16 protein-coding genes are annotated in these 17,985 nt (G+C 64.4%); 9 read left to right on the top strand and 7 right to left on the bottom strand.

The features are described from left to right. Window positions 1-18: 18 nt before the first annotated feature. From GA566_RS03805 to phnF, 3 genes are all read right to left on the bottom strand, one after another. A complete protein-coding gene (locus tag GA566_RS03805; protein ID WP_160471709.1) occupies window positions 19-750 on the bottom strand; it encodes a DUF1045 domain-containing protein in 732 nt (243 codons plus the stop codon). Next, the gene (locus GA566_RS03800; protein WP_160471707.1) at window positions 747-1,958 is read right to left on the bottom strand and encodes an alpha-D-ribose 1-methylphosphonate 5-triphosphate diphosphatase; all 1,212 of its coding nucleotides are present in this window, start codon (window positions 1,956-1,958) and stop codon (window positions 747-749) included. Before GA566_RS03800 ends, GA566_RS03805 begins: the two co-directional genes overlap by 4 nt. A gap of 87 nt (window positions 1,959-2,045) precedes the next feature. After that, on the bottom strand, window positions 2,046-2,780 hold the full coding sequence (gene phnF / locus GA566_RS03795; protein WP_160471705.1) for a phosphonate metabolism transcriptional regulator PhnF: 735 nt from the start codon (window positions 2,778-2,780) through the stop codon (window positions 2,046-2,048). Window positions 2,781-2,958: 178 nt separating this feature from the next. Between phnF and phnG the strand changes: the two genes are divergently transcribed. The 8 genes from phnG to GA566_RS03755 all read left to right on the top strand — a co-directional run bounded on the left by phnG (window position 2,959) and on the right by GA566_RS03755 (window position 9,593). Then, entirely contained in the window at window positions 2,959-3,468 is a 510-nt protein-coding gene (gene phnG / locus GA566_RS03790) for a phosphonate C-P lyase system protein PhnG (RefSeq protein WP_160471704.1), read from the top strand. Between the two features lies 1 nt (window position 3,469). After that, entirely contained in the window at window positions 3,470-4,102 is a 633-nt protein-coding gene (gene phnH / locus GA566_RS03785; RefSeq protein WP_237380043.1) for a phosphonate C-P lyase system protein PhnH, read from the top strand. Between the two features lie 3 nt (window positions 4,103-4,105). Then, window positions 4,106-5,263, top strand: a complete 1,158-nt coding sequence (locus GA566_RS03780; RefSeq protein WP_160471702.1) for a carbon-phosphorus lyase complex subunit PhnI — start codon at window positions 4,106-4,108, stop codon at window positions 5,261-5,263. Further along, window positions 5,260-6,165, top strand: a complete 906-nt coding sequence (locus GA566_RS03775) for an alpha-D-ribose 1-methylphosphonate 5-phosphate C-P-lyase PhnJ (RefSeq protein WP_160471701.1) — start codon at window positions 5,260-5,262, stop codon at window positions 6,163-6,165. Before GA566_RS03780 ends, GA566_RS03775 begins: the two co-directional genes overlap by 4 nt. Beyond that, window positions 6,162-6,938, top strand: a complete 777-nt coding sequence (phnK, locus tag GA566_RS03770; protein WP_160471699.1) for a phosphonate C-P lyase system protein PhnK — start codon at window positions 6,162-6,164, stop codon at window positions 6,936-6,938. Before GA566_RS03775 ends, phnK begins: the two co-directional genes overlap by 4 nt. Before the next feature lie 2 nt (window positions 6,939-6,940). Then, complete coding sequence (gene phnL / locus GA566_RS03765; RefSeq protein ID WP_160471697.1) at window positions 6,941-7,669, top strand: phosphonate C-P lyase system protein PhnL; 729 nt, start codon at window positions 6,941-6,943, stop codon at window positions 7,667-7,669. A gap of 31 nt (window positions 7,670-7,700) precedes the next feature. Beyond that, window positions 7,701-8,903: an alpha-D-ribose 1-methylphosphonate 5-triphosphate diphosphatase gene (locus GA566_RS03760; RefSeq protein WP_160471694.1), complete on the top strand. Its 1,203-nt coding sequence runs from the start codon at window positions 7,701-7,703 to the stop codon at window positions 8,901-8,903. Between the two features lie 165 nt (window positions 8,904-9,068). Further along, window positions 9,069-9,593 (top strand): hypothetical protein, encoded by a 525-nt coding sequence (locus tag GA566_RS03755; RefSeq protein ID WP_137922898.1) that lies wholly within the window; start codon window positions 9,069-9,071, stop codon window positions 9,591-9,593. Window positions 9,594-9,760: 167 nt separating this feature from the next. Here the strand turns inward: GA566_RS03755 and GA566_RS03750 are convergent, their stop codons facing one another. Both GA566_RS03750 and msbA read right to left on the bottom strand, forming a co-directional pair. Then, on the bottom strand, window positions 9,761-10,363 hold the full coding sequence (locus GA566_RS03750; protein WP_160471692.1) for a peroxidase-related enzyme: 603 nt from the start codon (window positions 10,361-10,363) through the stop codon (window positions 9,761-9,763). Window positions 10,364-10,453: 90 nt separating this feature from the next. Beyond that, window positions 10,454-12,223: a lipid A export permease/ATP-binding protein MsbA gene (msbA, locus tag GA566_RS03745; protein WP_137922896.1), complete on the bottom strand. Its 1,770-nt coding sequence runs from the start codon at window positions 12,221-12,223 to the stop codon at window positions 10,454-10,456. Between the two features lie 90 nt (window positions 12,224-12,313). On the opposite strand from msbA, the gene GA566_RS03740 reads away from it, so the two are divergent. Continuing rightward, the gene (locus GA566_RS03740; protein ID WP_137922895.1) at window positions 12,314-13,096 is read left to right on the top strand and encodes a glycosyltransferase family 2 protein; all 783 of its coding nucleotides are present in this window, start codon (window positions 12,314-12,316) and stop codon (window positions 13,094-13,096) included. Here GA566_RS03740 and GA566_RS03735 read toward each other — a convergent pair. After that, complete coding sequence (locus GA566_RS03735) at window positions 13,029-14,318, bottom strand: glycosyltransferase (RefSeq protein ID WP_237380041.1); 1,290 nt, start codon at window positions 14,316-14,318, stop codon at window positions 13,029-13,031. The genes GA566_RS03740 and GA566_RS03735 overlap by 68 nt on opposite strands. Next, the gene (dnaE, locus tag GA566_RS03730) at window positions 14,311-17,814 is read right to left on the bottom strand and encodes a DNA polymerase III subunit alpha (protein ID WP_160471689.1); all 3,504 of its coding nucleotides are present in this window, start codon (window positions 17,812-17,814) and stop codon (window positions 14,311-14,313) included. Before dnaE ends, GA566_RS03735 begins: the two co-directional genes overlap by 8 nt. Between the last annotated feature and the right edge of the window lie 171 nt (window positions 17,815-17,985).

The raw sequence follows: 17,985 nt of genomic DNA, 5'->3' as shown, positions 1-17,985 counted from the left end.
TGCCTTTCGATATCTTCGTCACGCCAGAAACTCCGCGCCCGCGCCGTCGGCAGTGGTGCCGTCGAAACGATAGTGCCGGGCCAGCACGAAATCCGCGCCGGGTTCGGCCTGCGCAAAGATGCTGATGCCATCGACATGCAGCGGTTGCTCCAGTAATGCACCACCGGCCTTGTGAAGCATCTCCAGCGCGCTGGTCTCATCCGCTGCGTCGAGCATGCCCGTCAACGTGATGTGGAAAGTGAAGGTATCGAACACGTAGGGATAGCCCCACGTATCGAGCATGGCGCGCTGAACAGCGCTCAGTGCCGAAGGATTGCGCCGCGCGATATCGGCAGCAGAAGGCGCTGCACGAAAGCGGTCGAAGTCACGCACGCAGGCATCGGCCAACGCATGCATCTGCCGGCCGCCCCGCCCTTGCGTATCGGCGAGGCACCATGCCAGAAATCCGCGCAATGCTCGCAGTACCAGGGGGGCTTCGAATGATGCACGCCCCTTGGCGAATTCACGCGCGGCACGATCGAGCATCGCGGCATCGGTGCCTTCGGCAAGACGGAACGGAGGCTTCAGCGTGGCGTGTAGCGCGTAGTGCGCGGGTGCCTCGACCCATTCCACGGGACGTTGTGCGATACCGGGCGGCAGGGGCTGTGGCTCGCCGCTTTCGGCGTCGCGGCCGAGCCATTGCGCACCGAAAGTGCGAAACGGCTCTGCAGGGGCCAGGTAGATGGCGTAGCGATGCGCAGCGCGGCTCATGCGGCCAGGCTGGCGCGCTGGCCAAGTGACGCTGCATCGATCATCGGCAGCGCGGTGCTGGCATGGCGCAGCTCGCCATTGACGATGGCGGCGCATACGCGCGGCAGGCCCGGATCGCTGTCGTCCACGAGAATGGCGTCAGCGCGCATGCCCGGCATCAGCACTCCGCGATCGCGCAACCCCGCCGCGCGTGCCGGGTTACGCGAAACCAGATGCCACGCAGCGGGGAGATCGCAAATACCCAGTTGCACAAGCCGGAACGCTGCCTGCAAAGGCGCGGGATAGTAGTAATCGGATGCCAGCACGGTGCACAGCCCCGCCGCAATCATCTCGGTGGCGTTGGGTGCGCCGGTGTGGCTCTTGCCGCGCAGCACATTGGGGGCGCCGAAGACGGTCTCGTCCCCAAGCTGCCGCGCCAGTGCGGCCACCTCGACAGTCAGCGGGAACTCTGCGATGCCGCAGCCCTGGCGATGATAGTGCTGACGCGTGGCCGCATCCGGATCATCGTGCGATGCCACGGGCAGATGGGCGGCGCGCGCCGCAGCGATCAATCGCGACATCTCGGCGGGTACATCCTGCGCGTGGCGGCTGGCGTTTCGCAAGCGCGTGCGGAAGGCTTCCATCTCGCACTCGGCACGCTCCGCGTACTGCGCAAGCTTGCGATCGTCGTTCATGCGGCGCGCCAGCGTCGGCAGGTGATCGTTGATCGCCAGCAGGTTGACACGCCCTTCCTTCATCCACTGCATCGCCGTCTCCACGCCGGCGAGGTGATACGCCTCGAAGCGCAGATGCACCTTGTGCGATGCACCGAGCACCGGCTGCAATTGCGCCAGTGCCTCGAACATGCGAATCGCATAAGCTTCGCCGCGCAGCCCGCCTTCCCACGACAGCGTCACACCATGAAACTCGGTGGTGATACCGTGGGCCAGCAACTGCCGATCCACGTCGAGGAGCGCCGGGCCGTACGGAAAGCTCACGCCGGGACGCGGCATGACCGAACGTTCGAACGCGTCACCGTGGATGTCGACGATGCCCGGCAGCACAAGCAGGTTGCCTGCATCGATGCAGGGGCCGTTCGTCGGCGTTTGCGGGGCAATGCTGCCTTGCGCAAAGCCGAGGGTAGCGGGGGCAATGCCGGCTGCGCCAAGCACCCGGCGGCCGGTGATGCCGCTCAGGGCGGCCGTATGGTTTTGCGTGGTCGTATGCATGGGCGTTACGTTAGCGTGGGCACATGACAGACAGATGTCTAGACCAATGCGACCGGACCGCCGCATCGATCCACGACACGTCCCAGTTTAGTCGTTGTCGGCCACCGTGAGTTGTACCCAGTCTCCGGCAAAGCGGGTCATGCTGTACTGCACTGGCTCGCCATCGATGTCGACGTTGAGCGCCTCCACTTGCAGTACGGGCCGGGTCTTCGGCTGGTTCAACAACCGTGCCACCGGCGCACTGGGCATGGCGGCGGTGATGCGCGACCACTTGCGCGTGTAGTCGGCAATGCCGTACTTGGCCAGCGCGCGCGAGATCGATTGCGTTTCGCGCGCCAGCTCATCGAGTTCCGGAAAACGCTTCAGGTCAAAGTAGTGCTCGGCCACGTCGATGGTGCGTCCCTCGGCCTTGCCCACCATCTGGATGTGCAGAATGTCAGCCGTACGCGACAGACCCAGATGTTTGGCAACTTCTGGCGCGCGGATTTTCTGGCTTTCCACAATTTCCAGGTGACCGCGCATGCCTTGCGCAGCGAGGTTCTGCGAGAAACGCGTGCGGCGCCCGATCGCGTAATCGATCGCATGTTCCTGCACGAACGTGCCGCGTCCCTGCTCGATCCGCACCAGGCCGCTCAGTTCCAGCTCGCCCATGGCACGCCGGATGGTGTGACGATTGACGCTGAAGCGCGTGGCCAGTTCCGGCTCCGGTGGCAGTTGCTCGCCAGGACCATAGAGCTTGTTGCGGATGTCGTCCGCCAAGGCCTCGCCAATCTGGCGCCATACGGCTACGCCCGAGCCGCGTTCCACTTCCCGTTCAGACATCTTCAACCCTGTGTCATCAATGCTTCATCGATAGCGTGCGATTGTGCCTCACTCCGGCAGCGCCGTTGGCGTGTCCGAGCAAAGCCGGCACCCGTCATGAAACGTTCATCTGGCTGTGGTCTAGTATCGCCGTGTTGTGTTAGTTTACATCTAAACGTATAGACGTATAGGGGTGATCATGCAAAAAGAAACCGCCAATCCGGGCAGCCGTGAGGCGGATGCGGCGAATCGGATGCGCGCCGCATGGCTGCGGATTCTGGCCCTGACCCAGTCGGATGCCCTTGACGCTGCCTACTCGCGCTTGCTGGAAGCCGCGACCCCGCCCACGTACCGCCTGCTGCGCAAGCCCGAATCTGGCATGGCCATGGTGCGGGCGCGTGCCGGCGGCACCGGCGTGCAGTTCAACTTGGGCGAGATGTCCATCACGCGTTGCGCCGTGGTGCTCGACGCAGTTGAAGGACAGGCAGCCACCGCAGGCGTGTCCTATGTGCAGGGACGCGGCACGCGCCACGCCGAACAGGCCGCCGTGCTCGATGCACTGCTGCAACGCCCCACGTGGCACCAGCGTGTGCAGGACACCGTGATCGCCCCGCTCTCGCAGGCGCTCGATGCGCACGCTGCACACCAGGCCGCCACCGCCGCGCAAACCCGCGTGGAGTTCTTCACGATGGCACGCGGAGAAGACTGATATGCCTTCCCAGATTTCCTCACAGAATCCGATGCAAGCCTCTGCCACGTCGCTGCTGCCCGGCTTCGACAATCCCGTCGACGATGCCCAGCAGGTCTTCCGCGCCACGCTCGAAGCGTTCGCGCATCCGGGTCGGCTCGACACCCTGCCCGTCACCAGCGGCCAACCCGATGGCCTGTCGCCCGCGCTTTCGGCCCTGCTGCTGACGCTTGCCGATCCCGACACGCCCGTATGGCTGCCCGCCGAGATTCCTGCTGCGGCACGCGCCTTCCTGCGTTTTCATTGCGGCTCTCCGCTGGTCGATACGGTAAGCGATGCCACGTTCGTCTGCGTGCCTGCTGGCTATGTGATGCCTGCGCTCGCCGATTGCGCGCAGGGCCTGCCCGAGTATCCCGATCGCTCGGCCACGCTGATCGTCGAACTGCCGTCGCTGACGGAAGGCGCCACGTACATGCTGCGCGGTCCCGGCATCGAGACCACGCAGACGCTGCGCGCCACCGGCCTGCCCGCCGATCTCGTCGCGCAATGGGACGCGAACAATGCGCTGTTCCCACTCGGTGTCGATCTTCTGCTCGCCAGCGGCGATCAATTCTGCGCGATGACGCGCACCACGCAAGTGGCACTGGAGGACTGAGCCATGTACGTAGCCGTCAAGGGTGGTGAACGCGCCATCCTGAACTCCTACCAGATGCTCGACACATACCGTCGCGGCGACACGTCGGTGCCCGAACTCACGCTCACGCAGATCCGCGAACAGATGCCACTGGCCGTATCGCGTGTGATGGCCGAAGGCTCGCTCTACGACCCGCACCTCGCGGCGCTCGCCATCAAACAGGCAGCCGGCGATCAGATCGAAGCGATCTTCCTGCTGCGCGCCTACCGCACCACGCTTGCGCGCTTCGGCTACACCGCACCGCTCGATACCGGCAAGATGAAGCTGCAGCGCCGCATCTCGTCCACGTTCAAGGACGTCCCCGGTGGGCAGGTGCTTGGACCCACGTACGACTACACGCAGCGCCTGCTTGACTTCTCGCTCGAAGCGGGCCGCGATCCCGCGCCGCTGCCGCCGTCGCCCGAACCGCTCTCCCCGAACATGCCGCGCGTGACGGGACTGCTCGAAGCCGAATCGTTTGTCGAAGCCGACACGATTCCTGCTGGAGATCCCACACCGCCGGACCTTACGCGCGAACCGCTGACGTTCCCCGCCGAACGTCCCGCGCGCCTGCAAAACCTGGCGCGCGCCGACGAAGGCTTCCTGCTGTCGATGGGTTACTCCACGCAGCGCGGCTACGGCAACTCGCACCCGTTTGCAGCGGAAATCCGCTACGGCAGCACCGAAGTGGAAATGTTCATCGAGGAACTTGGCTTCGCCGTGACCATCGGCGAAGTGGAAGTCACCGAGTGCCAGATGATCAGCCAGTTCGATGGCAACGCCGATGAATCGCCGCGTCTCACGCGCGGCTACGGATTCGTGTTCGGCTACAACGAACGCAAGGCCATGTCGATGGCACTGGCAGACCGCGCGATGCGCGCCGCCGAACTGGGCGAAGCCGCCGACAATCCGGCCAACGACGTGGAGTTCATGCTGTACCACAGCGACAACGTGGAAGCCTCGGGCTTTGTGCAGCATTTGAAGCTGCCCCACTACGTGGACTTCCAGGCCAATCTGGAGTTGCTGCGCCGCCTGCGCGCCGAGCAGGAAGCGGCATCGTCCACATCGGGCATTGCATCCGATCAGCAACAGCCGCCGCAATCGCAACCGGCATCGCAATCGCAAGAGGAATCCCTGGCATGAGCACCGCCACCCAGATCCACAATCCGCCGCAGGGCGTTGCGCGCGACGACCACTACAACTTCGGCTACCTCGACGAATCCACCAAGCGCATGCTGCGCCGCGCATTGCTGAAGGCCGTGGCGATTCCCGGCTATCAGGTGCCATTCGGCAGCCGCGAAATGCCTCTGCCCTATGGATGGGGCACGGGCGGCATTCAGGTCACCGCTGCAATCATCGGTCGACAGGATGTGCTCAAGGTCATCGACCAGGGTTCGGACGACACCACGAACGCGATCAACATCCGCCGCTTCTTCGGCCGCGTGACCGGTGTGCAAACCACCGAGCGCACCGTCGAAGCGACGATCATCCAGACGCGTCACCGCATTCCGGAGACAAAGCTGGGCGCTGGGCAGACCATGGTCTATCAGGTACCGATCCCCGAACCGCTGCGCTGGCTGGAGCCGAGCGAGACCGAGACGCGCACGATGCATGCGCTGGCCGAATACGGATCGATGCATGTGAAGCTGTACGAGGACATCGCGCACCACGGCCACATCGCCACCACGTACGACTATCCGGTGATCGTGAACCAGCGCTACATGATGCGTCCGTCGCCGATCCCGAAGTTCGACAATCCCAAGCTCGACCGCAGCCCCGCGCTGATGCTGTTCGGCGCTGGCCGCGAGAAGCGTGTCTATGCCGTGCCGCCGTACACCACGGTCAAGAGTCTCGATTTTGTCGATCATCCGTTCACGGTCGAGAAGTGGGCAAGCTGCTGCGCGCAATGCGGCGCCACCGACAGCTACCTCGACGAAATCATCACCGACGATGCTGGTACACGCATGTTCGTGTGCTCGGACACCGAGTACTGCGCCAACCGGCAAGCTACACAGGCGCTGGATCAGGCAGGAGCCGCACAATGAACCCCACGCCCCTGCTCTCCGCCCGCAACCTCACGCACACCTGGGATGGCGTGCACGGCTGCCACGACGTCAATTTCGATCTCTATCCCGGCGAAGTGCTTTGCGTGGTCGGTGAATCCGGCTCGGGCAAGAGCACGCTGCTGCAAGCGCTGTCGATGCAGGTACGCGCCCAACGCGGCAGCGTCAGCTATGACATGCGCGAGACCGGCCTGACCGATCTCGCCGCACTCTCCAGCGCACGCATGCGTCTGCTCGCACGTACCGACTGGGGCTTCGTGCGTCAGCATGCCCGCGACGGCCTGCGCATGCAGGTCAGCGCCGGTGCCAACATCGCCGAACGCCTGATGGCCGTGGGCAATCGACACTACGGTGATCTGCGTGAAATCGCCGGTGCGTGGCTCGAAAAAATGGAGATCGACCTCGCGCGACTCGACGATGTGCCGAGCACGTTCTCGGGCGGCATGCAGCAACGGCTGCAGATCGCGCGCAACCTCGTCACGCATCCGCGTCTCGTGTTCATGGACGAGCCCACGGCATCGCTCGATGTCTCCGTGCAGGCGCGCCTGCTCGATCTGATGCGCCGCCTCGTCAACGACCTTGGTCTCGCCGCCATTCTCGTCACGCACGACCTGGCCGTGGCGCGCCTGCTGGCGCACCGCACGCTGGTGATGCAGGGCGGGCGCGTGGTGGAACAGGGCCTGACCGACCAGATTCTCGACGACCCGCAGCACCCGTACACGCAGTTGCTGGTCTCCTCCATTCTTCAGGGCTGAACATGATGCAGAACGATCCCGCCAAGCTGATCGAGGTACGCGGCCTCGGCAAGATGTTCACGCTGCACAACCAGGGTGGCATTCGCCTGCCAGTGTTGCAGGCCATCGATTTCGATGCGTCGCGTGGCGAATGCGTCGTGCTCTCGGGTCGATCCGGCACGGGCAAGAGCACGCTGCTGCGCTGTCTCTATGGCAACTACCTCGCCACGGAAGGCACCATCCGCCTGCGCGATACGAGCGAAGCCGGCGAGCCGTGGGTGGAGCTGACCCAGGCGCCTGAACAACGCGTGCTGAAGCTGCGCCGCGATGTGATCGGCTATGTCTCGCAGTTCCTGCGCGCCATCCCGCGCGTCTCGGCGCTCGACGTGGTGGCCGATCCGCTGCAGCAGCGTGGCACCAGTATGGAAGACGCCCGCGCCCGCGCTGCCGTGCTGCTCGAACGCCTGAACCTGCCGCGCCGTTTGTGGGATCTGCCACCCGCCACGTTCTCGGGCGGCGAACAGCAACGCGTGAACATCGCGCGCGGTTTGATCGGCGGCCACCCGATCCTGCTGCTAGACGAACCCACCGCATCGCTCGACGCCGATAACCGCGCCGTGGTGATCGAACTGATTCGCGAAGTGCTGGCCGAGGGCCGCGCGCTGATCGGCATCTTCCATGACGAAGCCGTACGCGATGCCGTCGCCACCCGCGCGCTGCCGCTGCAGCCCGTGGTGGCCGCCAACGCCTGAACCTGCCCGACGCTCTGAACCGGAACCGGACATGACTGCTACCTACCTCACGCACGCCACGCTGGTGCTGCCTGACCGCGTGCTGCACGACAGCGCGATGGTGATCACAGACGGCCAGATCACCGCCATCGAACCGGCTTCGGCACCGGCTCACGCGCAGATCGTCGACCTGCGCGGCCACACCGTGATGCCCGGCCTGATCGACGTGCATTGCGACGCCATCGAAAAGGAAGCCGAGCCGCGCGCCAGCGTGCTATTCCCCCTCGATTTCGCCGTGGCGCAGGTCGATCGCCGCAACGCCGCAGCCGGCATCACCACGCCGTATCACGCGCTGTCGTTCGCCAGCAATGCGTTCGGCGTGCGCAACAACGAGACCGCGGCCACGCTGGTACGCGCTGTGGCCGCCTATCGCAGCCACAGCCTTGTCGATAACCGCATCCACTGCCGCTATGAAGTGAGCGACGCATCCGCCGTGCCCGCGCTGGAAATGCTGATGTCAGAAGGGGTGGTGGACCTGCTGTCGGTCATGGACCACTCGCCGGGCCAGGGTCAGTTCAAGACACTCGACGCCTACCTCACGTACATGATGGGCAACCACGGCATGAGCCGCGAGGCCGCCGCCGAGGCCGCCGCGAAGAAGTTTGCCGATATGGATGGCGCCACCGAGCGCGTGAACCAGCTGGTAGCGAAAGCCCATGCACTGGGCATTCCCACTGCGAGCCACGACGACGATTCGCCCCAGCGCATCGCTGCCATGCAGGCGCTTGGCGTGCGCATGAGCGAATTCCCGATCAACGTGGAGACGGCGCAGGCGGCATCAAGCCATGCGCTGCCGACAATCCTTGGCGCACCCAACGTGCTGCGCGGCAAGAGCCAGAGCGGATCGATGCGGGCCATCGACGCCATCCTGGCAGGCGTGGGCGACATCCTCTGCTCGGACTACCAGCCCTCGACGCTGATCGCCGCCGCCTTTGCCGCCGCGCAGCAGGCAGAGCTGCCGCTCAACGAGGCACTGGCATTGGTCAGCGCCAATCCGGCCGACGCCTGCCTGCTGCACGATCGCGGTCGCCTGGCCGTCGGCAAGCGCGCCGATGTGATCGCCGTGGCCAGCGTAGCTGGCCAGCCACTGGTCACGCACACATGGTCGGCGGGCCGGCTGGTGTTCGCCGCCGGCTATCCGGCCGTGCAGCACGCCGCGCCGCGCGAGCGCGAGATGGTTGAAACGAGCGTTTGACGAAAAAAAAGCGCGCCCGAGTTGGGCGCGCGGAATATCCATTGACTATAGACGGTGGCCCGGCGGTTCGCCCAATAGGGCTAGTACCGAACACTTCCGGCTGGCCTTTGTGCCCCCATCCCCTACATTGAAGGTGAAAGGTGACGGACGCACGAGGGGTCGCACATGAAGTCAACCACGATCGCAAAGCCAGCCCTGCTGGCTCTTTTTTTATGCGTCGGATGCGCGCCGCTACAGGAGCGCGTGGATCGATCCCCGCCACTGGCCGGTCCGACGGTCAATGCCGACAAGACCTACCCGCCCGCACCGCAGGCCCGCGCCACGCCCATCGCCGCACGCGAGATCAACATGGCGGGCGCGTGCAAGCGCACCGAGGAAGACGGCTTTCGCGAAGACGCCGTGGTGCGTGTCTCGCGCAACGCCGTACAGACGTTGACCTGGAAACTATGGGTCTCGCGCAAAGGCTCATGCCAGTTCGACCTCGCCCAGTTCAAACAGGTACAGCAGACACCACACATCGAACTGCATGCGGTAGATGGCGGCGGCTGCAAGCTCATGGTCTGGCAAGATCCGCGCCGCATCACGCTGGCGCACGCCAAGTGCGAGAAGTACTGCACACCGGGAATTTATGAGCAGGCGTGGCCGGTGCTGTTCGATCCGAAGAGCGGGGCGTGTGCGCAGGTGCGCTGAACAGTGATCCGCCACGGACCGGTTCCCCTCTCCCATGTAGTGGGAGAGGGGTCAGGGGTGAGGGCAGGCCGTCGATACACGGTTGCGCGGTTAGGGCTTGATGCGCTGACCCTCACCCCCAGCCCCTCTCCCGCAGGCGGGAGAGGGGAGCAAACCGTCGGGATCGATTACTTTGCTTTTGCCACCCGCCCCATCAAATAAAACTCGTCATTCGGCCGCATACTGATCGTATTCGCCATGCGATTCGACAATCCGAAAAACGCCGTGATCGCGGCAATATCCCAGGCGTCTTCCTCGTCGAATCCATGCGCGCGCAGCGCCTCGAAATCGGCGTCGCCTACCGTGTGCGACGCCTCGCACACCTTCATCGCGAAATCGAGCATCGCGCGCTGGCGTGGCGCGATGTCTGCCTTGCGATAGTTGACCGCTACCTGATCGGCCACCAGCGGTTTCTTCTCGTAGATGCGCAGGATCGCGCCGTGCGCCACCACGCAATACAGGCACTGGTTCACACCTGACGTTGCCACCACGATCATCTCGCGGTCGCCTTTGGTCAGGTTGCCCGTCTCCTTGAGCATCAGCGCGTCGTGATAGGCGAAGAATGCGCGGCACTCGGCGGGACGATGCGCCAAGGCAAGAAACACATTAGGCACGAAGCCGGCTTTCTCCTGGACTTCCAGCACGCGCTGCCGCAAATCTTCGGGCAGGTCGGCAATTGCTGGAACGGGGAAGCGGCTGATGGGAGGGGTGGTGGCGGACTGCGTGGTCATGTCTGTCTCCTCGGGGTATATGTCCCCTGTTGGTACATGCCCGGCCGTGGCGCGATGCCACGGCCGTGAATCCTTGCTGATAGTGCTTGCTCAGTGCGCGGCAGTGGCGAACTGGATGCGATGCAGGCCGGCGTACAGGCCATTGGCGGCCAGCAGGTCGGCATGGCTGCCGGACTCTGCCACGCGGCCCTGTTCGAGCACCACGATGCGATCGGCGTTCTCGATGGTCGACAGGCGGTGTGCAATCACCAGCGTGGTGCGGCCCACCATCAACGATTCGAGCGCGGCCTGGACCTGGCGTTCCGATTCCGAATCGAGCGCCGAAGTGGCTTCGTCGAGAATCAGGATCGGCGCATCCTTGTAGATGGCACGGGCAATCGCCAGACGCTGGCGCTGGCCGCCCGACAGCTTCATGCCGTTGTCACCGATATTGGTTTCCAGCCCTTCGGGCAGGCCCTTCACCGTGTCGGTCAGGTAGGCCGCTGCCAGCGCGCGCTCTACGCGCGCCATGTCGATGGCTTCACGCGGATGTACGCCATACGCCACGTTGGCCGCCACGGTATCGTTGAACAGCACCACGTCCTGGCTCACGAATGCAATCTGGCGACGCAGGTCGTTGAGCGAGAACGAATCGATCGGCTTGCCGTCGAGCATGATGCGGCCTTCGGTCGGATCGAAGAAGCGCGGCACCAGATTGACCAGGGTGGTCTTGCCACTGCCCGAAGGACCCACCAGTGCCACCACCTCACCCGGTGCGGCACGGAAGCTCACATGGTTCAGTGCCGCACGGCCAGCGTCGCCATAGCGGAAACCAACGTTGTCGAACACCAGATCGCCCTGCGCGCGTTCCAGCGCGGCGCCACCCACCAACGGCTCCACGGGTTCGTCGATCAGGCGGAAGATCATCTCGGCGGCCGTCAGGCCACGTTGCAGCGGCTGGTTCAAATCGGTCAGGTGCTTGAGCGGCGAGATCAGCAGCAGCATCGCCATCACGAAGCCCGTGAAACCGCCAATCGTCGTCTGGTCGGCCTGGGCCTGCACCATGGCGATGGTCAGGATCACCGACAGCGCCAGCGACGCCAGGAACGCCGTCACAGGCTGGTTCAGCCCGCCCGCCACGGCCATGCGCATCGAGTAGCCGCGCAGCCGCTCGGCCATCGTCGCAAAGCGCGCGGTTTCGTAGGCTTCGCCGCCGTGCAGCTTGACCACCTTGTAGCCACCCGCCGCTTCCTCGACGACATAGGCCGCCGTATTGGTCAGCGTCTGGTGCTCGCGATTCAGGCGGCGCAAGCGGCGATTCACCTTCGCCATCACGAAGCCGATGGTCGGCAGCAGCACCGCCACCACCAGCGTCAGGCGCCAGTTCGTATAGAACAGGTAGATCAGCAGGGCCAGCACGGTCAGCGAGTCACGCACCAGCGTGATCAGCACGCCTGTCAGGATCTGCATCACCTGATTGACTTCGAAGATCACGGCGTTGATCAGCGATGCGGCAGTGTTGCGGTGATAGAACAGCGCTGGCGCGCGCAGCATGCGCTCGAACATCTGCATGCGCATCTTCAGCAGCACCTTGTTCGAAATCATCGACAGCAGGTACCCCGACGCGAACTGCGCCACGCCGCGCACCAGTGCCACGCCCACCAGCAACGCGGGAACGTGCCAGAGCTTGCCTGAGTAGGCGCCGCCAAAGCCCTTGTCGAGCAGGTCGTTCACCACCTTGGGGATAATGCCCTCGCTCGCCGCGACCAGGGCCATGGCCACGATCGCGAGCACGAAATTGCGCATCTCGGGCTTCAGGTAGGACCATACGCGCTTGAGGGTATCGGTTTCCTGAGGCGTTTGTTTTGTGTTGTCGTTCACGTTTGCTCCACTTGCCGAGCGGGGCACGCGCCGTCTGCCGCTAGAATGGCGGGCAAATCCGGACTGCGGGCTACCGTCGCAAGCATCTCTATGAAAATCTCAGTCGTACTGATTACCAAAAACGAGGCACACAATATCCGGGAGTGCCTCGAAAGCGTCTCCTGGTGCGACCGCGCGATTATAGTGGACTCCGGCAGCACCGACGGCACGGTGGAAACCGCGCGCGCCATGGGGGCAGAAGTCCATGAAACGGCTACCTGGCCCGGCTTCGGACCGCAAAAAAACCTGGCCTTGTCGAAGGTGCAGACCGAATGGGTACTGTCCATCGACGCCGACGAGCGCGTCACGCCCGCCCTGCGCGACGAGATCCTTTCCGCGATCAACGCCAACGAGGCCGACGCCTACGACATGCCGCGCCTCTCGCGCTTCTGCGGCCGGTTCATGCGCCACAGCGGCTGGTATCCGGATCGCCTGACCCGCGTGTTCCGCGTCGGCAAGGCGCGCTTCACCGACGACATCGTCCACGAAAACGTGGTGACCGATGGCCCCATCGGCCATCTGCAAACCCCGCTGCTGCACTACACCTACGACAACTTCTCGCAGGTGCTCGGCAAGATCGACCACTATTCGACCCTCGGCGCCCGCCAGGCATTCCAGCGCGGCAAGTCCGCCTCGGTCGCCAGTGCATGGGGCCATGGTGCCTGGGCCTTCCTGCGCACCTACCTGCTGCGTCGCGGCTTCATGGATGGACCGCAAGGACTCGCCGTCGCGCTGATGAACGGTCAGGCGAGCTACTACAAGTACATCAAGCTCTGGCTGCTGCACCAGCAGGCGAAGCAGCCTGCCGCGTCAGGCGATCGACCAGCGCACTGAACGCCTGCGCGGTCGGACCAAAGCCCATCTGTTCGATGTGATGCGCGGCGTGCGCCAGCAATGCCGCGCGCAGCGCCTCGTCATGCAGGCCACGGTCGATGGCCTCGGCCAGACCTGCTACATCGCCTACCGGGACGAGCAGGCCGGCGCGGCCATCGTCGAGAATCTCGCGCGGACCGGTCGGACAATCCGTACTGACCACCACCTGCCCCGCCGCCAGCCCTTCGAGCAGCACGTTCGGCAACCCTTCCATCTTCGAGCTAAACGCCAGCAGGCGCGCATGGCCGATCCACGCATGCGGATTCGACTGGAAGCCGGCAAACGTCACGCGGCTGGCAATGCCCAGCGATTGCGCCAGCGCTTCGAGATGCTGACGCGATGCCCCATCGCCCACAATGACGAGATCTTCCGCAATCCCCTGCCCGGCCAGCCGGGCATAGGCATGCAGTAAAGACGCAAAATCCTTCTGGCTTTCTTCCAGACGTCCCACCGATACGATGAACGGGCCTTGTGGCGTCACACCGGGTTCCAGCGGCTGCTGCGCCCGGGTACGGATGTTCGCGATATCGATGGCGTTGTAGAGGCGCACGAGCTTGTCGGCGGCATCGGGCAACAGCACGCGAGCATCGGCGAGCATGCTGTCGGTCAGCAGCACCACCGCGTCGTAATCCACCTTGCACTGGTGCCGCAGCTTGCGCAGCTTCCGCTCGTGACCATCGGCCAGGTGCGCGACGCTGAAATGCTGATAGCCGATCATCGGCACGGCCAGCGGCCCCGTGATGCGCGACAGCGACATGTCGTAGTCGACTACGGCGTCGTATCCGCCCGGCCCACCCTGCTTGAGAATGCTCAGAAAGCGGCGCCGCATCAGCGGCTTGCGGACCGGCGGCAGCAACGCCTCTTCATAGATCTTGCCAAGCGGCCCAAGCTTCCGCTGCTTCTTCAACTGACGGCAATGCGACAGCCAGCGCTCCGGCGCCAGCACATGTACCTTCACATGCGCGGGCAGCCGGGCGCGGAAATGCGATTCCAGTTCCGGCGACGGATACGTGATCGTCAAACCCAGTTCGAAGTGTTCCGGATCGAGCGAGGCCAGCAGTGATACCAACGAGGTCTCGATGCCGCCATGCAGGAAGTGCGTGACGTGGAACAGCACACGCTGGCGGCGCCCGGCCACGGGGGCGATGTCCTTCGAGGCAACCATCGGCATGGCCTCAGCCATAGATCATCTTCACGCTGTCGCCGAGCGCGCTGCGAAGATTCGTCAGCGCCTCCTCGGATGGCGTGATCTGCCATTGCGCGCCAAGCATGGCTTCGCACTGAGCGGTCTTGTTGACGTAGCTGACGCGAACCGGCAAGCCCGGCGACTGCGCCACGCTGGCGAGGTACGGCGTCAGCAGTTCGCGCAGACGTTCGGTCGAAGCATTGCCATTGAAGCCCAGGCACACCGCCTCGGCATACTTGGCACGCGCCGCCACAAGATCCATCACCGTCTCTGCCGTGAAGCGCACGCCGCCCGTGAACGTGTCATGTCGCGCGTTGCCCTGCGCGATGATCAGTTCGTCTTCCTTGAACATGTGACGGTTGGCGTCGTACAGCTCGTTGAACACGGTCATCTCGATCTGCGCCGTGCCATCGTCGATCATCACGATGATCAGCTTGCCGCGCTGCGTCATCTGCGTACGCACGCCCATGATCACGCCCGCCACCGCACGGCCGCGCACGTCGCGGCCATAGCCGCCGCCGTTGCCCTGCACTTCCTTCTCCAGCGCGGCCAGCGTGCCCTTGAGGAACTTGCGCACCTCGTCGCGCGACGCATCGAACAGATGGCCCGAGAAGTAATACCCCAGCGCCTGCTTCTCTTCCTGCAGCGTGCGCTTGGCCGTCCAGGCCGGCTCCGAGACCAGTTCTGGACGATGCGCCTCGCCGGCGTCTTCCATCAGGTCGAACAGCGACACCTGGTTGGCCGATTCCGCCTTCTGCTCGGCCGCTTCCATCGCGATCGACACCGAGGCCAGCAGCTGCGCGCGATTGTTGTTGAGGCTGTCAAACGCACCGGCGCGGATCAGTGCCTCGATCGTGCGGCGATTGACCTGGCGACGATCCACGCGCTCGCAGAAATCGAACAGGTCCGTGAACGGCCGCTCTTCGCGTGCGCGCAGGATGTCTTCGATCGCGCCCTGCCCCGAACCCTTGATGCCGCCCAGGCCATAGCGGATCGTCTTCGCATCGGTCGGCGCAAAGCGGTATTCGCTGGCGTTGACGTCCGGCGGCAGCACGGTCAGCTTGTTCAGGCGGCAATCCTCGAACAGGATCTTGACCTTGTCCGTGTCGTCCATGGCCAGCGACATATTGGCTGCCATGAATTCGGCCGGGTGATGCGCCTTGAGCCACGCCGTGAAGTACGCCAGCAGCGCGTAAGCCGCCGCGTGCGACTTGTTGAAGCCGTAGCCCGCGAACTTCTCCATCAGGTCGAAGATGTCGTCGGCCTGTTGCGCGCTCAGCCCGTTCTTGTCGGCACCGGCGCGGAACAGTTCGCGGTGCTTGGCCATTTCCTCGGCCTTCTTCTTGCCCATCGCGCGGCGCAGCAGGTCGGCACCACCCAGCGAGTAGCCGCCGATGATCTGCGCCATCTGCATCACCTGCTCCTGGTAGACCATGATGCCGTAGGTCTCCTTGAGCACGGGTTCGACGCGCGGATCGGGGTACTCCACCTTCTCGCGGCCATGCTTGCGTGCGCAGAAGCTCGGGATCAGGTCCATCGGGCCTGGTCGATACAGCGCCACCAGCGCGATGATGTCCTCGAAGCGGTCAGGCTTGGCGTCCTTGAGCATGCCCTGCATGCCGCGGCTTTCCAGCTGGAACACCGCCACCGTGTTGGCGCTCTTGAGGATCTCGAAGGCCGGGCCGTCATCAAGTGGAATCTGGCTGCAGTTCCAGTCGGCCTTTGACGGATCGAGTCGGCGGATATAACGCTCGGCCCAGTCGAGAATCGTCAGCGTGGTCAGGCCCAAGAAGTCGAACTTGACCAGGCCGGCCGCTTCCACGTCGTCCTTGTCGTACTGGCTCACTACGCCGCTCATGCCGTCCGTGCCCTGCGTGTACAGCGGGCAGAAATCGGTCAGGCGGCCCGGCGCGATCAGCACACCACCGGCGTGCATGCCGACGTTACGCGTCATGCCTTCCACACGCTGCGCCAGTTCCAGCAGTTGGCGCACTTCTTCCTCGTTGGCTTCGCGTTCGGCCAGCGCGGGCTCTTCCTTCTTGGCTTCCTCCAGCGTCACCAGCTTGCCCGGCTTGAACGGAATCAGCTTGGCCACGCTATCGACGAAACCGTAACCCAGGTCCAGCACACGGCCCACGTCGCGCACGGCCGCCTTTGCTGCCATCGTGCCGAACGTGGCGATCTGCGACACGGCTTCCTTGCCGTATTTTTCCTTCACGTACGTGATCACGCGATCACGGCCGTGCTGGCAGAAGTCGATGTCGAAGTCGGGCATCGAGACCCGCTCCGGATTCAGGAAACGCTCGAACAGCAGCGCGTACTTGAGCGGATCGAGATCGGTAATGCCCAGCGCATAGGCCACCAGCGAACCGGCACCCGAACCCCGGCCCGGCCCCACCGGCACACCGTTGTTCTTGGCCCAGTTGATGAAGTCCGCCACGATCAGGAAGTAGCCCGGGAAACCCATCTTGATGATGGTGCCGGTTTCGAACTCAAGCCGCGCGTAGTACTCGGGCCGCTGCCGCTCGCGCTCCGCCTCGTCGGGGAACAGCACCTCCATGCGCTTTTCCAGACCTTCCTTGGCCATGTGGATGAGGTAGTCATCCAGCGACATGCCATCGGGCGTCGGGAACAGCGGCAGGCTCGGCTTGCCCAGTTCCAGCGTGAGGTTGCAGCGCTTGGCGATCTCGACCGAGTTCTGCAGCGCCGACGGGATGTCCGCGAACAGCGCGGCCATCTCGTCCTGCGTCTTGAAATACTGGTCGGTCGTGAACTTGCGGATGCGGCGCGGGTTGGCCAGCAGTTCGCCTTCGGCGATACAGACGCGCGCCTCGTGCGCGGTGAAATCGTCGGGTGTCATGAACTGCACCGGATGCGTCGCCACCACGGGCAACTGCATCGAGGCGGCCAATTGCACGGCCTGCGGCACATACGCATCGGTACCGGGATGCCCGGCGCGTTGCAGTTCGATATAGAAACGTTGCGGGAAGACACGCGACCAGTGCTGCGCGGCGCGGCGCGCGGCCTCGACGTTGCCGTTGCCCAGCGCCTGGCCGACATCGCCACCCATCGCACCGGACAGCGCGATCAGGCCCGTCGCCAGCGGCAGGCCCTCTTCGCCCGGCTCTTCGAACCAGCCCGGCTCGAACTCGGCGCGGCCTTTGTACTGGTTGCTCAGCCACGCGCGCGACAGCAACGCGCAGAGATTCAGGTAGCCGATGCGATCCTGCACGAGCAGCAACATGCGCGCGGGCTTGTCGCGATCCTCGGCATTGGTCAGCCAGATGTCAGCGCCCACTACCGGTTTGACGCCGCTGCCGCGGGCCTCCTTGTAAAAGCGGATCAGGCCGAATGCGTTGGCAAGGTCGGTGAGCGCGAGCGCGCCCATGCCGTCGCCGGCGGCTGCCTTGACGGCGTCGTCAAGACGGACAATGCCGTCCACGACGGAGTATTCGGAGTGCAGGCGGAGGTGTACGAAGCGGGGTGCAGACATAGGGCGCCATTGTACCGGCTCCCCTCGCCCGATCTGCGGAGACTTTTCGTAAAGTGATGTCACCTGCAGGGTCTGGGGCGCTGGCCGCGACCATTGCGCAACGGGTATCGGGGAGGCCGCCGAACGGCTATAATTTCGCCTTTCCAATCAGGCAGTTACCGAGCGCTTTCG

The sequence above is a fragment of the Cupriavidus sp. SW-Y-13 genome (genome assembly GCF_009793345.1).
Classification (GTDB): Bacteria; Pseudomonadota; Gammaproteobacteria; order Burkholderiales; family Burkholderiaceae; genus Cupriavidus.
The sequence above is the reverse complement of the archived record's forward strand: the minus strand, read 5'-3'. Positions and strand labels throughout refer to the sequence as shown.

Coding starts and splice junctions, on each gene's coding strand:
- GA566_RS03805 (WP_160471709.1), bottom strand. CDS start 750: ATGAGCCGCGCTGCGCATCGCTACGCCATCTACCTGGCCCCTGCAGAG.
- GA566_RS03800 (WP_160471707.1), bottom strand. CDS start 1,958: ATGCATACGACCACGCAAAACCATACGGCCGCCCTGAGCGGCATCACC.
- phnF (WP_160471705.1), bottom strand. CDS start 2,780: ATGTCTGAACGGGAAGTGGAACGCGGCTCGGGCGTAGCCGTATGGCGC.
- phnG (WP_160471704.1), top strand. CDS start 2,959: ATGCAAAAAGAAACCGCCAATCCGGGCAGCCGTGAGGCGGATGCGGCG.
- phnH (WP_237380043.1), top strand. CDS start 3,470: ATGCCTTCCCAGATTTCCTCACAGAATCCGATGCAAGCCTCTGCCACG.
- GA566_RS03780 (WP_160471702.1), top strand. CDS start 4,106: ATGTACGTAGCCGTCAAGGGTGGTGAACGCGCCATCCTGAACTCCTAC.
- GA566_RS03775 (WP_160471701.1), top strand. CDS start 5,260: ATGAGCACCGCCACCCAGATCCACAATCCGCCGCAGGGCGTTGCGCGC.
- phnK (WP_160471699.1), top strand. CDS start 6,162: ATGAACCCCACGCCCCTGCTCTCCGCCCGCAACCTCACGCACACCTGG.
- phnL (WP_160471697.1), top strand. CDS start 6,941: ATGATGCAGAACGATCCCGCCAAGCTGATCGAGGTACGCGGCCTCGGC.
- GA566_RS03760 (WP_160471694.1), top strand. CDS start 7,701: ATGACTGCTACCTACCTCACGCACGCCACGCTGGTGCTGCCTGACCGC.
- GA566_RS03755 (WP_137922898.1), top strand. CDS start 9,069: ATGAAGTCAACCACGATCGCAAAGCCAGCCCTGCTGGCTCTTTTTTTA.
- GA566_RS03750 (WP_160471692.1), bottom strand. CDS start 10,363: ATGACCACGCAGTCCGCCACCACCCCTCCCATCAGCCGCTTCCCCGTT.
- GA566_RS03740 (WP_137922895.1), top strand. CDS start 12,314: ATGAAAATCTCAGTCGTACTGATTACCAAAAACGAGGCACACAATATC.
- GA566_RS03735 (WP_237380041.1), bottom strand. CDS start 14,318: ATGGCTGAGGCCATGCCGATGGTTGCCTCGAAGGACATCGCCCCCGTG.
- dnaE (WP_160471689.1), bottom strand. CDS start 17,814: ATGTCTGCACCCCGCTTCGTACACCTCCGCCTGCACTCCGAATACTCC.